The organism is Tahibacter caeni, assembly GCF_024609805.1.
GTDB lineage: Bacteria > Pseudomonadota > Gammaproteobacteria > Xanthomonadales > Rhodanobacteraceae > Tahibacter > Tahibacter caeni.
The window spans coordinates 1-13,745 of the sequence record NZ_JANFVR010000117.1; the positions used below are offsets into that span (position 1 = coordinate 1).

The 13,745-nt window shown below is 70.4% G+C and carries 9 protein-coding genes; 2 read left to right on the forward strand and 7 right to left on the reverse strand.

Annotated features, from left to right (window positions below):
* Positions 1-61: 61 nt before the first annotated feature.
* Positions 62-1,951, reverse strand: coding sequence for an MFS transporter (locus NON22_RS11900; RefSeq protein ID WP_257387153.1), 1,890 nt, complete (start codon positions 1,949-1,951; stop codon positions 62-64).
* Between the two features lie 192 nt (positions 1,952-2,143).
* Between NON22_RS11900 and NON22_RS11905 the strand changes: the two genes are divergently transcribed.
* Positions 2,144-3,823, forward strand: coding sequence for a tetratricopeptide repeat protein (locus NON22_RS11905; RefSeq protein ID WP_257387154.1), 1,680 nt, complete (start codon positions 2,144-2,146; stop codon positions 3,821-3,823).
* Positions 3,824-3,875: 52 nt separating this feature from the next.
* Here NON22_RS11905 and NON22_RS11910 read toward each other — a convergent pair whose 3' ends face one another.
* Both NON22_RS11910 and purD read right to left on the reverse strand, forming a co-directional pair.
* Positions 3,876-4,448, reverse strand: a complete 573-nt coding sequence (locus NON22_RS11910) for a DUF4124 domain-containing protein (protein WP_257387155.1) — start codon at positions 4,446-4,448, stop codon at positions 3,876-3,878.
* An 82-nt stretch (positions 4,449-4,530) separates the two neighbouring features.
* Complete coding sequence (gene purD, locus NON22_RS11915; RefSeq protein ID WP_257387156.1) at positions 4,531-5,811, reverse strand: phosphoribosylamine--glycine ligase; 1,281 nt, start codon at positions 5,809-5,811, stop codon at positions 4,531-4,533.
* Positions 5,812-6,085: 274 nt separating this feature from the next.
* Here purD and NON22_RS11920 point away from each other — a divergent pair, with 274 nt between their 5' ends.
* Positions 6,086-7,870 (forward strand): glucan ABC transporter ATP-binding protein/ permease, encoded by a 1,785-nt coding sequence (locus NON22_RS11920; protein ID WP_257387157.1) that lies wholly within the window; start codon positions 6,086-6,088, stop codon positions 7,868-7,870.
* Positions 7,871-8,053: 183 nt separating this feature from the next.
* On the opposite strand, the gene NON22_RS11925 is transcribed toward NON22_RS11920, so the two are convergent.
* From NON22_RS11925 to dprA, 4 genes are all read right to left on the reverse strand, one after another.
* Positions 8,054-9,403 carry an AMP-binding protein gene (locus tag NON22_RS11925; protein ID WP_257387158.1) on the reverse strand — a complete coding sequence of 450 codons (1,350 nt, stop codon included), beginning with the start codon at positions 9,401-9,403 and terminating at the stop codon, positions 8,054-8,056.
* A gap of 37 nt (positions 9,404-9,440) precedes the next feature.
* Positions 9,441-10,001 (reverse strand): L-threonylcarbamoyladenylate synthase type 1 TsaC, encoded by a 561-nt coding sequence (gene tsaC / locus NON22_RS11930; protein ID WP_257387159.1) that lies wholly within the window; start codon positions 9,999-10,001, stop codon positions 9,441-9,443.
* A 10-nt stretch (positions 10,002-10,011) separates the two neighbouring features.
* A complete protein-coding gene (locus tag NON22_RS11935; RefSeq protein WP_257387160.1) occupies positions 10,012-12,573 on the reverse strand; it encodes a DNA topoisomerase I in 2,562 nt (853 codons plus the stop codon).
* A gap of 178 nt (positions 12,574-12,751) precedes the next feature.
* Positions 12,752-13,745: DNA-processing protein DprA (dprA, locus tag NON22_RS11940; protein ID WP_484600503.1), on the reverse strand; the 994-nt coding region annotated here is incomplete at its 5' end.

Sequence of the window (13,745 nt, forward strand, 5' to 3'; positions counted from 1 at the left end):
GCCGTGGCCGGCGCCGGCCGATACGCTGAGCAGCAGCAGGCGGCGCGGCTTCGCGGCGATCTCAGGCATCGGCGCCCCGCAGCGCGCGCACCTGGGCCTCGAGCGCCGCGGCGCTGGCTTCGGCCGGCGGCACCGGATCGCCGGCGGCAAGGCCGATGCGCGACCAGAAGCGCCGCGGCAGGCGCGCGCGGCCCAGCGCACTGTCGCGACGGCTGAAGATCGAACCCCAGAGCCCGCGCAGCGCCAGCGGCACGACGGGCACCGGACGGCGTTCGAGGATCTTTTCCATGCCGGTCTTGAACTCGGCGATCTCGCCGTCCTTGGTCAGGCCGCCCTCCGGGAAGACGCAGACGAGGTTGCCCGCGGCGAGTTCCTTGTCGACCTCGTCGAAGGCCTTCGCCAGCAGCTGCGGATCTTCCTTGTAGCCGGCGATCGGAATCGCCTTGGCCGTGCGGAAGATGAAGCTCAGCAGCGGGATGTTGAAGATCTTGTAGTACATGACGAAGCGCACCGGCCGGCGCACGCTGCCGCCGATGATCAGCGCGTCCATGAAGCTCACGTGGTTGCAGACGAGCAGCGCGGCGCCTTCCTCGGGTATGCGTTCGAAGCCGTCGAGCCGGATGCGGTAGAGCGTGTTGACGAGGATCCAGCTCAGGAAGCGCATCAGAAATTCCGGCACCAGCGTGTAGATGTAGATCGCTACGACGGCGTTCATCAGCGCGGTGGCCAGCAGCAGCTGCGGAATCGACAGGCCGGCCGCGTTGAGCAGCAGCGCCGACAGCCCGGCCGCGACGACCATGAAAAATGCGTTGAGGATGTTGTTCGCGGCGATCACGCGCGAGCGCCGCGCCGGGTCCGAGCGCGTCTGGATCAGCGCGAACAGCGGCACGATGAAGAAGCCCGAGAAGATCGCCATCAGCAGCAGGTCGGCGAGTACGCGCCAGATCCACGGCTGCACGAGCAGGGCGGCGATCGAGAGATCCTGCACGGCCGCTAGGTCGGGTTTGGCGAAATGGAGGTCGGCGCCGAACAGGGTCATGCCGATGGAGCCGAACGGCACGAGGCCGATTTCGACCTTGTGGCCAGACAGGCGCTCGCAGAGCAGCGAGCCGATGCCGATGCCGAGCGAGAACACGGTCAGCAGGAAAGTGTAGACGGTCGAGTCGCCGCCGATAACGAGCTGCGCATAGGTCGGCAGCTGGGTGATGAAGACCGAACCGAAGAACCAGAACCAGGAGATGCCTAGGCACGACAGCAGCACCGGGCGGTTGCCGCGGATGTAGCCGAGGTTGCGCCAGGTCTCGCTGAACGGGTTCCAGTTGATGACGAGGTTCGGATCGGGCGCGGCTACCGGCGGCATGCGCAGCGACGTGACCAGGCCGATCAGGGCGGTGCCTATCGTCGCGGCGCCGACGAGCCATGCGCCGGTATCGGGGACCTTGATCAGGGTTGCGCCGAGGATCTGGCCGACGAGGATCGCGAGGAACGTCGCCATCTCGATCAGGCCGTTGCCGCCGACGAGTTCCTGCGAATCGAGTACTTGCGGCAGCAGGCCGTACTTGAGCGGGCCGAACAGGGTCGAATGCAGGCCCATCAGGAACAGCAGGGTCATCAGCAGCGGAATGCTCTTGGCCAGGAAGCCGAACAGCGCGATGACCATGATGACGAGCTCGAGCACTTTGACGAGCTGGGCCAGGCGAGCCTTGTCGAACTTGTCCGAGAGCTGGCCGCTGGTCGCCGAGAACAGCAGGAATGGCGCGATGAACAGCGCGGCGGCGAGGTTGGTGTAGTTGGCCGCGCGGACCGGATCGTGCGCGGCGATCTGGTAGACCGCGAGGATCACGAGCGCGTTCTTGAACACGTTGTCGTTGAACGCGCCGAGCGCCTGGGTCCAGAAGAACGGCGCGAAGCGGCGCGATTTCAGCAGTGCGAACTGGTTGCTGCTCGACATGGCGGGAACCTTGGAAAGTCTTCCGCAATCTAGCAGACCCGACGTTGTCGCGGCCGGCGCCCGCCGGGGCCGGTCGTCCACCCGCCGTAACCGGGCTTTAACGGGCCCCGGCGGCCGTGACGCTTCCGCGGCGGCGTCCCGTAAACTTCCGCCTTTCCCCGCAATGCCGCCCGCGAGGGCGCCCGGAGCTCCATGAAACTGAACCGCCTAGTCCTTGCCGGCGCGCTCGCGCTGCTGTCCACCGCGGCGCTCGCCCAGAACGTCATCCGCCCGGTGCCGATCCCCGACCTCCGCAAACTGACTAAGGCCGAAGCGGACCAGCTCGTGGAGATGCGCGCCGAGTTCGACAAGACCAAGCCGACGCTGGCCGGCGAGCAGCTCGCCAAGGCGTATTCACTGCTGGCTTCGAGCTACGCCCAGGCCGGCTTCTATGCCGAGGCCGACGCGGCGCTCGCCAATGCCCTCGTCGTCACGCCCGACGACGCCCGCTGGCTCTACCTGCGCGGCATGCTCGCGCGCATGCGCAACCAGCAGACCCAGGCCGCCGATTTTCTCGAACAGGCGTTCCGCCTGGATCGCAAGTATCTGCCGATACGCATCGCCGTGATCGAGTCGCGCCTTGCCGGCGGCGACGTGGACGCGGCGCGCCAGGCCGCCGACCAGGCCGGCGCAGAAGGCAAGGACAGCGCCGTGCTGGCTTCGTTGCGTGGCCGCGTCGCCTTGCGCCAGGGGCGTCACGCCGACGCGCTGAACGCGATCAACGACGCGCTGCGGCTGGATCCGGGCGCCAATCAGCTCTATGCGGTGCAGGCCGACATCTACGCGGCGCAGGGCAACAAGGCCGCGGCCGACGCGGCCCGCGCCAAGGCCGGCACCGTCGCGGCCAAGCAGCTCGACGTCCTGCTCGCCGGTTTCCTCGGCGCGCGCTCGATCGACACCTCGCGGCCGGCAACGGCGCCGGCCGGCGCGGCAGCGGCAGCGGACAAGGACGATCCGCTGACCCAGGCGCGCTTCTTCATCGGCGTGCAGCAATACGATTCGGCGCGCGCGGCGCTGAACCAGGCGCTCAAGAGCGCACCGAACAATTCCGGCCTGCTCGGCCTGTCGGCACGCGTCGAAGCCCTGCTCGGCAACCGCCCGCTCGCGACGACGCGCGCGAACGAGGCCGTGCGCCTGTCGCCGAACGATCCGTCGGCGCTCGTCACGCGCGGCGTCGTGGCCGAGACCGGCGGCGACGAGGCCGCGGCCCAGGCCGACTACGAGAAGGCCATCGGCCTCGACGGCAAGCTGACCGAAGCGCGCCTGCTGCTGGGCAACCGCTACATGCGCCTGGGCCGCTACGCGCAGGCGGCCGAGCAGTATCGCCAGCTGATCAAGCTCGACACGAAAGTGCCCGAGCACTACGGACGCCTGGCCGCGGCGCAGTTCGCCGACGGCCGCTGCACCGACGCGCTGCGCGATCTCGAAGCGGCGCTGCAGGCCAACCAGCGCCACGGCTATGCGGCGCAGGTCTACGTGCGCGTCGCCGCGACTTGCCGCGGCGCGACGGACGAGCAGCACAGGAAGGCGACCGACTACGCGCGCCGGCTCTACGTCGAACGGCCGATTCCGCAGGTCATCGAAGCGGTGGCCCTGACCAATGCCGCGGCCGACAACTTCACGGTCGCCTCGGAAATGCAGGGCTCGGCCATGTTCGCGGCCGTGCGCGACGGCGGCAACGAAGCGGCCGACCCGTTCCGCGAGTTCTTCAAGAAGTTCGAAGCCCGGCAGATGCCGGAGCGGCCGTGGCCGGCCGACAGCAATCTGTTCAAGCCGGCGCGCCTGCAGCCGCTGCCGCCGCGTCCGGCGCCCGCGGCCGCGCCGGCGCGCTGATCCGCGATATCCGCGCAGCGCCGCGACGATTTGCGGTGCTGCGCGGCGGCATTCAGCCGCAGCCGCCGCGGCGCAGGTGGAAATAGCCGCCGAGCGGCCCGCGCAGCACGACGGTATCGCCCTTCTGCGCGGCGATCTCCCAGCTGCGCTGCGTGCCGCCGAGCATCTCGTTGTCGAGCCGGAAGCTCGCGCCGTCGCGCTGGATGCGCGTCTTGATCGTGCTGCCGCCGCGCTTCATGCGGTATTCCAGCGCGTCGCCGTCGAAAATCCAGCTGGCCGGCATCGATTCGTCCTTCTCGCCGTCGAGGTCCGCCGACACGGCGTATTCGCACCAGGTGCCGCGCAGCACGCTGCTGTCGCCGGCGGCCCTGCCGCGGCCGGTCCTGCCGCTGCGCGCCGTCGCGCCGTCGCTGCTTGTGGATTCGTCGGCGTCTGCGTCCGGCGCATAGCGTGCGGTGACTTCGTCGGCGCCCGGCACGCCCTTCACGGCGATCTCGCCGCCGGTGCCCGGCGCGCAGGGCTTGTCCTTGAATTCGATCGCGCCGCTGGTGTTGCGGCACTTGTAGACGGCGGCATGGAGGTCGGCAGCCAGCAGAAGGGCGGCCGCGGCGACGAAGAGACGCATGGCGGTAACTCGGTGAGGGAAAGGCGCAGCGATGATGCGGCGCCGGGACGCGCGCGTCCCGGCAGTTTTGTCCGGTGACGGGTCAGCGGCGCAGGGCGCGGTGGCCGATGTCGCGGCGGTAGAACATGCCGTCGAAATGCACGCCGGCCGCCGCCGCGTAGGCGCGCTCGCGCGCCTGCGCGATGTCCTTGCCGAGCGCGCAAGCCGTCAGCACGCGGCCGCCGGCGCTCACGGTGCGGCCCTGCTCGTCCAGGCGCGTGCCGGCTTGGAACACCTTCGTGTCGGCCGCTGCCGGCGCGTCGAGGCCGCCGATCGGGTCGTTGAGCTTCACGGTGCCCGGATAGCCCTGGGCCGCGAGCACGACGCCGAGCGCCGGGCGCGGATCCCATTCGGCCGTCGTGCGGTCGAGACGGCCGTCGAGCGCCGCTTCGACGAGCTCGACGAGATCGGACTTCAGCCGCAGCATGATCGGTTGGGTTTCCGGATCGCCGAAGCGCACGTTGAATTCGATGACCTTCGGCGCGCCGCTGCGGTCGATCATCAGGCCCGCATACAGGAAGCCGATGAACGGCGCGCCTTCGGCGGCCATGCCGGCCAGGGTCGGTTCGATGACCTCGCGCAGGATGCGCTTCTCCACCTCGGGCGTGACGACCGGCGCCGGCGAATAGGCGCCCATGCCGCCGGTGTTCGGGCCGTTGTCGCCTTCGTCGCGGCGCTTGTGGTCCTGGCTCGTCGCCATCGGCAGCGCATGCTGGCCGTCGCTGAGCACGATGTAGCTCGCTTCCTCGCCGTCGAGGAATTCCTCGATGACGACGCGTGCCGACGCGTCGCCGAGCGAATGCGCGCCGAGCATGTCGTGCAGCGCCTGCTCGGCGTCGGCCAGGGTCAGCGCGACCACGACGCCCTTGCCAGCGGCCAGGCCGTCGGCCTTGATCACGATCGGAGCACCGTGGCGGCGCACGTAGGCCAGCGCCGGCGCGAGCTCGGTGAACACTGCATAGCGCGCCGTCGGGATGTTGCGCCGGGCCAGGAAGTCCTTGGCGAAGGCCTTGGAGCCTTCCAGCTGCGCGGCGACGCGACGCGGCCCGAAGCAGCGCAGGCCGGCAGCGCGGAATCTGTCGACGAGGCCGGCCACGAGCGGCGCCTCGGGTCCGACGATGGTCAGGTCCGCCTGCTCGCGTCTGGCCAGCGCGAGCAGGCCGTCGATGTCGTTCATCGCGACGGCGGCATTGCGCACGCCGGGCTCGCGCGCCGTGCCGGCATTGCCCGGCGCGACGATGACCTCGACGACGCGGGCGGACTGCTTGAGCTTCCAGGCCAGCGCGTGTTCACGCCCGCCCGAACCGATGACGAGGACTTTCATGGCAACCCTGAGGAAAACGCGAAACGGAACGCGATTGTAGCCTGCTGCCGCCGCCGGCCCGGAAATGACGATTGCCGCCGCGGTGCCGGGGGCAGCCGGCGCGCGCACCGCGGCGCGGGTTCTGCTCGCGACCGCCGCGACGCGCCGTCCCGGCCGCCGATCGTTACGTTTTGTGGACCCGGCCGTAGCGGCGGTTTCGTTCAGGCACGCGAAGGCGGGCGGGTGCATCAATGCGCACCGCGCAATCCTGCGCTTCCGGGGAAGCTCCACGTCGGTGAACATCCTGCGCCTGTACCTGCGCGTCATCGGATTCCTTGCGCCCGAGCGCACGCTCGCCATCACCCTGACCCTCGCCAACCTCGCGCTGGCCGGCGTGTACTTTCTCGAACCCATGCTGTTCGGCCAGGTCGTCGACGCGCTGGCCGCGCCCGGCGCCGCGCAGGCGCCGAAGCTGATCGCCTGCTGGGCGCTGGCCGGCTTCGGCGGCGTCGTCGCGAGCGTCTGGGTGTCGCTGCACGCAGACCGCCTCGCGCATCGCCGCCGTCTCGCCGCGATCGAACAGTTCTTCGCCCACGGCGCGTCGCTGCCGCTGTCGTTCCACGGCGAAAACCATACCGGCCGCCTCGCGCGCGTCATGAACGGCGGCGTCGGCAATCTGTTCGGCCTCTGGCTCGGCTTCTTCCGCGAGCACCTGGCCACGCTGCTGTCCATCCTCGTGATGGTGCCGATCGCGCTGTACATGAACTGGAAGCTCGCCCTGCTCATGGTCGGGCTGATGACGAGCTTCGCCGTGTTCAACGCAATCGCGATCCGCCGCACGCACAAGGCCCAGGCCGACGTCGAGGAGCTGCACCACGAGATCTCCACGCGCGCGAGCGACGTGTTCGGCCACGTCGGCGTCGTGCAGAGCTTCACGCGCCTGCGCGAGGAGCTCGCCGCGCTGCGCGACATGATGGCGCGCGTGCTCGCCGCGCAGTATCCGGTGCTGCGCGGCTGGGCCGTGCTGTCGGTGCTCAATCGTGCCGCGAGCACCCTGACCATCGTCGCGATCTTCGCGCTCGGCGCGAGCCTGCACGCCAAGGGCGAGGTCACGGTCGGCAACATCGTCAGCTTCGTCGGCTTCTCGCTGATGCTGATCGGCCGTCTGGAGCAGTTCGCCGGCTTCATTTCCGGTCTGTTCTTCCAGACCCATTCGCTGCGCAACTTCTTCGAGGTGCTGGACACGCGCCCGGCCATCGCCGACACGGCCGACGCGGTCGATCTCGGCCGCGCGCGCGGCGAGGTCGAATTCGACGACGTCAGCTTCGGCTATGCCGGCAGCGACGGCGACACGGTGCCGGCCGTGCGTCATCTGAGCTTCCGCGCCCCGGCGGGCAGCACGATCGCGCTCGTCGGCCCGACCGGCGCCGGCAAGACCACGGCGCTGAGCCTGCTCTACCGCGCCTACGATCCGCAGTCTGGCGCGATCCGCATCGACGGCAAGGACCTGCGCTCGATCGGGCTCGACTCCCTGCGCCGCAACATCGGCGTGGTGTTCCAGGAACCGGGCCTGTTCTACCGCTCGATCGGCGACAACCTGCGCGTGGCCGATCCGGACGCGACCCAGGCCGAGATCGAGGCCGCCGCGCGCGCGGCCGAGGCGCACGGCTTCATCAGCGCCAAGGCCGAGGGCTACGACACCCTGGTCGCCGAACGCGGCCGCTCGCTGTCCGGCGGCGAACGCCAGCGGCTCGCGATCGCGCGCGCGATGCTCAAGGACGCGCCGATCCTGATCCTCGACGAGGCCACGAGCGCGCTCGACAACGGCACCGAGGCGCGCATCCAGAAGGCGCTGACCGGTCTGTCCCGCGGCCGCACGACCTTCGTGATCGCGCACCGCCTGTCGACCGTGCGCAACGCCGACCTGATCCTGGTGCTCGACCAGGGCCGCCTCGTCGAAAGCGGACGCTTCGACGAACTCGTCGCCAGGGGCGGCCTGTTCGCCGAGCTCGCCGACCAGGGCAAGTTCGCGCCCGACGCGGTCGAGGACGCGCAACCGGAGCTGCCGCAGGCGGCGTGAGGTGAGCCGCCTGCGGCCGCAAACCTCGGAATCGCCCCTCTCCCTCGCGGAGAGGGGCTGTAGACGCGGCGCCGGCGTGACTCCAGTCGCGTTGAATTTTTCGCGATTCGTTCAGCGCGTCGACGCCGGCGCGCCCGGCGGCGACCGATTGGCGTCCGCCGGGGCCGTCGGTTCAGACGATTCTTACCGGAGCGCCTGCAGCAGCGCCGCGCGCGGCAGCTTGCCGGTCTCGTTGCGCGGCAGGTGGTCGACTTTCTTCAGCGGCCGCGGCAGGAAGGCCGGATCCATCGCGCCGCGCAGCGCGTCGAGGATGGCGGCTTCGCCGAGCTCCGGGGCGACGACGAGGGCCGCGAGACGCTGCACGCCGGGTTGTTCGCCGTCGCGCTGGAAGATCACGCCGTCGACGACGCCGGTTATCGACAGCAGACGGCGGTTCAGATCGGCCAGCGAGGCGCGCTTGCCGGCGATTTCCAGCAGGTCGGAATTGCGACCGCAAAGGCGGAAGCCGCGTTCCGGCAGCAGCTCGACGATGTCCTGCAGGATGACCGGCGCGTCGAACCAGTCGGCCGCGACGAGGGTGCCGTCGGGCTGCGGACGCAGGGCGACGCCGGGATAGTGGCGCCAGGCGTCTTCGAGCGCGCTGCGCCGGTGGGCGATCACGCAGGTCTCGGTGGAGCCGAAGACTTCGGTGACGCGCGTGGCGAAGCGCGTTTCCGCGGTCGCGGCGAGCTCGCGGCACAGCGGAGCGGTCGCGCAAAGGATGCCGGCGAGCTCGGGCAGGGCGATGGCCGACTGCACGAGCGCGCGCAGGTGCACCGGCGTCGTCACGAGCAGGCGCGGCGCCGGCAGCGCCGCGAGCGCCGCGGCGATGTCGGCCGGCAGCAGCGGCTTGCCGGTGTCGACGGCCACGTCGGCGAGCAGCGGCAGCAGCACCGAGGTTTCCATGCCGTACATGTGCTGCGGCGGCACGGTCGCGACGACGTTCGCGCCGGCCGCGGCCTGTTCGGCCAGCAGCTCGGCATTGCGTGCGGTGCTCGCGCAGAAGCTGCGCCAGGTCTTGGGATTGGGCTTGGGTGAGCCGGTGGAGCCCGAGGTGTAGCCGATCGCGACGATCCGTTCACCCGGCAGCGACGGCGCCGGCAGCGCCGGCGCGGCGTCGATCGGATCGAGGCGCGGCAGGCGCCAGAGCTGCGGCGGCGACGCGTCGAGCTCGCGGTCGCTGATCGCGTAGCAGCCCGGGTGCGCGCCCATGACTTCGTCGACGGCCTGGCGCGCGCGCGACGGCGGCAGCAGGTTGGTCTGGCCGGCCAGCGCGACGGCGGCGAACGCGACGAGGAAGTGGTAGCGGTCTTCGCAGAGATTCACGGCGGCCGGCGCGCGCGGCAGTTCGGCGGCGACGGCGACGACGTGGTGCAGGAACTCGGCCTGGCGCACGGGCCGGCCGTTCAGCCAGGCGACGATGCGCTGTGGATCCCCGATGACCAGCGGCAAGCCTGCCGCGTCGGCCCTTGCTCCCTGTATGACTGCAGACATAGCCCCCCGCCCAGGCCTCGGCGCCACACTCCGGCCTTTACTGTCGAACGAATTCCCCGCTGATAGCGTCGCGGATCGCGGTCGGCCGCTCAAGCCCCCCGACCGGGGCGTCGACGATCGCATCGAGCTCGTCGCCGAACACAGTACGTATTTCGGCGGCGGATCGCGTCGGCGGCTCGCCGTGGCGGTTGGCACTCGTGGAGACCAGGGCGCCGCCGAATGCGCGGCACAGCGCCGCGGCCGGTGCATGGGCGGTCACACGCAGCGCGATGCCGGCGTGGCCGCCGCTGATCCAGGGCGGTACGGTGGATGAGCGCGGCAGTATCCAGGTATGCGGTCCCGGCCAGCTGGCCCGCACGCGCTGCAGGGCCTGCTCGGGCAGCTGGTCCAGCGCGACGTAGCGCTCGATCTGGCCGAAATCGGCCGCGATCAGGAGCACACCCTGCTGCGGCGGCCGGCGTTTCAGCGCGAACAGGCGGCGCAGCGCGGCTTCGTCGTGTGGATCGCAGCCGAGGCCGTAGACGGCCTCGGTCGGATAGGCGACGACGCCGCCGCGACGCAGGGCGTCGGCGGCGGCTTGCAGGTCGGCGGACGGCATGGCGGCTCGCTCAGGACCTGGGTTTCTTGGCGATCGCCTTCTTTGCCGCGGATTTGGCCGGGGCCTTCTTCACGGCGGCCTTCTTCGCCGCAGGCTTCTTGCTCGCGGCCTTCTTGGCCGCGGCTTTCTTCGCGACGGGCTCGGCGGCGGTTTTCGCGGCGGCGGCCTTCTTGGCGGCGGCCTTGGGCTCGGCCTTGGCCTTGCCGAAGCGGCCGCGCGCGGGCTTGTCCGGCGCGGCGGCGAGCAGTTCCAGGCATTCGGCCTCGGTCAGGCTTTCCGGCTCGCGGTCTTTGGGAATGCGCCCGTTCTTGCTGCCGTCGGTGATGTACGGACCGTAGCGGCCGCGCAGCACCTGGATCGCGCCGTCCTGGAAGCTCTTTATGACGCGGTTGGCGGCAGCCTCGGCCTTTTCGTGCAACAGCTGCAGCGCGCGCGGCAGCTCGATCGTGTACGGATCGTCGTCGGCCTTGAGCGAGGCGTAGGTGGAGCCGTGCTTGACGAAGGGCCCGAAACGGCCGACGCCGACGGTGATCTCGGTGCCGTCCGGATGCTGGCCGAGCGTGCGCGGCAGCTTGAACAGCTCCAGCGCCTCGGCCAGGGTGATGGTGTGGATGCTCTGGTTCGCGCGCAGGCTTGCGAAGCGCGGCTTGTCCTCGTCTTCCTTGGTACCGATCTGGGCGAACGGCCCGAAGCGGCCCAGGCGCACCGAGACGGGCTTGCCGCTGGCCGGATCGTCGCCGAGCACGCGCGCGCCGGTGGCTTCGGAACGGTCGACGGTCTCGTTCTTTTCCTCGACGAGTTCCTTGAACGGCGACCAGAAGCGCTGCATCAGCGGCACCCAGTCTTCCTCGCCGCGGCTGACCGCGTCGAGCTCGTCCTCGAGCTTGGCGGTGAAATCGTAGTCGACGTAGCGCGTGAAATGCCCGCTCAGGAACTTGCCGACCGCGCGGCCGATGTCGGTCGGGCGGAAGCGGCGCGCGTCGAGCGTCACGTATTCGCGCGAGAGCAGGGTCTGAATGATGCTGGCATAGGTCGACGGGCGGCCGATGCCGAATTCTTCGAGCGCCTTGACGAGGCTGGCTTCGGAATAGCGCGGCGGCGGCTCGGTGAAATGCTGCTCGGCGAGGATCGCCGCGAGCGGCACGGTGTCGCCGATTTTCAGCGGCGGCAGCTTGCGTCCTTCGTCGTCGTCCTCGGCGGCCTTCTGGTCCTTGCCTTCCTCGTAGACGGCGAGGAAGCCCGGATCGACGACGGTGGTGCCGCTCGCGCGGAACGCCGAGTCCTTGCCGCAGGCCAGGTCGACCGAGACGGTGTTCAGCGTCGCATGCTGCATCTGGCAGGCGACCGTGCGCTTCCAGATCAGGTCGTAGAGCTTGCGCTGCTCGTCGCTGAGCGCGCTGGCGACGCTGGACGGCGTGCGCAGCGCCGAGGTCGGACGCACGGCCTCGTGCGCCTCCTGGGCGTTCTTGGACTTGGTCTTGTAGACGTTGGGCGTCTCGGGCAGCGCCTTGGCGCCGTAGTCGCGGCGGATGACCTGGCGCAGCTCGGCTATGGCCTCGTCGGACAGGCTGGTCGAGTCGGTACGCATGTAGGTGATCAGGCCGACCACGCCCTCGTCGCCGATCGCGATGCCTTCGTACAGCTGCTGCGCGAGGCGCATCGTGCGGCTGGTCGTGTAGCCGAGCTTGCGCGCGGCTTCCTGCTGCAGGGTCGAGGTCGTGAACGGCGCGGCCGGGCGGCGCTTGCGTTCCTTGGACTGCACGTCGGCGACGACGAGCCGGCCGCCGCGCCAGGCCGGCTGGTCGGTGTCGAACGGCGTGTCGGCGCCGGCGACGCGGGTCGCGCCGGCGGCGGCGTACAGCGCATCGCGCGCCGCGTAGGCGGCGCCGGCCTCGGTCAGGTCGAACTGCTCGAACTTCTTGCCGTTCAGGCGCAGCAGGCGTGCGCGGAACGGCGTGGTCGCATGGGCGAGCTCGGCGTCCATGCTCCAGTATTCGCGCGGCTTGAACGCTTCGATCTCTTCCTCGCGCTCGACGATCATGCGCAGCGCCGGCGACTGCACGCGGCCGGCGGACAGGCCGCGCTGGACCTTGCGCCAGAGTACCGGCGACAGGTTGAAACCGACGAGGTAGTCCAGCGCGCGGCGAGCCTGCTGGGCGTTGACGAGATCCAGCGACAGCTCGCGCGGATGGTCGACGGCTTCCTTGATCGCCTTGGGCGTGATCTCGGAGAACACCACGCGGTGCACGTCCTTGCCCTTGAGCAGGCCGCGCTCGCGCAGGATCTCGCTGATGTGCCAGCTGATCGCCTCGCCTTCGCGGTCCAAGTCGGTCGCGAGATAGAGGGCTTCGGCCTTGGCGGCGGCCTTGGCGATCGCGTCGACGTGCTTCTCGTTCTTGTCGATGACCGCGTAGTTCATGGCGAACTGCTGGTCGGGGTTGACCGCGCCCTCCTTGGGCACGAGGTCGCGCACGTGGCCGTAGGAGGCCAGGACGGTGAAATCCTTGCCGAGGTATTTGTTGATCGTCTTGGCCTTGGCCGGCGATTCGACGATGAGTAGGTTCTTGGCCATTGCGGGTGGCGCGTCCTCTGCGCGGGCTGCCGGTCTGCCGGCAACCGCTGGGTCGATTGCATGGGGGTGGACGCAGCCGCGGCGTCCTCTTTTTTCATCCTGCACACAGGCCGCTCGGTGCTGTCAAGCCAATCTGAATGACAGCGCGATCCGGTCCGGCCCGCTGCGGCTGCCGGCCTCAGCGGCGCTGGTAGCGGCCTCCTCCGCTGTTGCTGACCTCGCCTTCGAGTTCGAGCAGCAACAGCATCGACGACAGCGCCGCGACGCCGAGGCCGGTGCGAGAAGCGAGCTCGTCCAGACTGACCGGATCGTAGCCGAGCGCGGCCAGCACCTTGACGTATTCGGCGTCGTGCGCGGCGGTCGCGCCGTCCGGCGGCTCCGCGGTCGCCGCCTGCAGTGGTTCGGCCAGGCGGGCGCGCAGGCGGTCGCCGAGCGCCCGTGCCAGCGGCGCGAGTTCCTCGACGATCTCGTCCGCGGTTTCCACGAGACGCGCGCCCTGGCGGATCAGCTGGTGGCAGCCCCGCGCCAGCGGGTTGTGGATGGAGCCGGGCAGGGCGAAGACCTCGCGGCCCTGTTCGCCGGCCAGCCGTGCCGTGATCAGCGAACCCGACTGGACGCCGGCTTCGACCACGAGCACGCCGAGCGGGAGCCCGGCGATGATGCGGTTGCGGCGCGGAAAATGATCCGGCCGGGCCGGTACGCCCGGCGGGAACTCGCTGACCAGCGCGCCGCGGCCGCGGATCCGCTCGGCCAGCGCCGCCTGCCGGCGCGGATAGACCAGATCCGGGCCGGTGCCCATCACGGCGATCGTCGCACGGCCCGCGTCGAGCGCGGCCGCATGCGCGGCGGCGTCCACGCCGTCGGCGAGGCCGCTGGTCACGACCAGGCCGGCGGCGGCGAGGTGGCTCGCGAAGCTGCGCGCATTGGCCAGGCCGCCGGCCGTCGCACTGCGCGCGCCGACGACGGCGATCTGCGGCAGCCAGAGGCTGCTCGCGTCGCCGTCGACGAACAGGGCGGCCGGCGCCGTGCCGGCTTCGCGCAGCAGGGCCGGGTAGTCTGCGTCGAGCCAGGTCAGCAGGTGGCGGCCGCCGGCCGCGAGCCAGGTCAGGTCGGCGTCGATGCGCGAGCGGTCCGGCGCGCGCAGCCAGGCCAGGGTGGCAGATCGGAAGAGC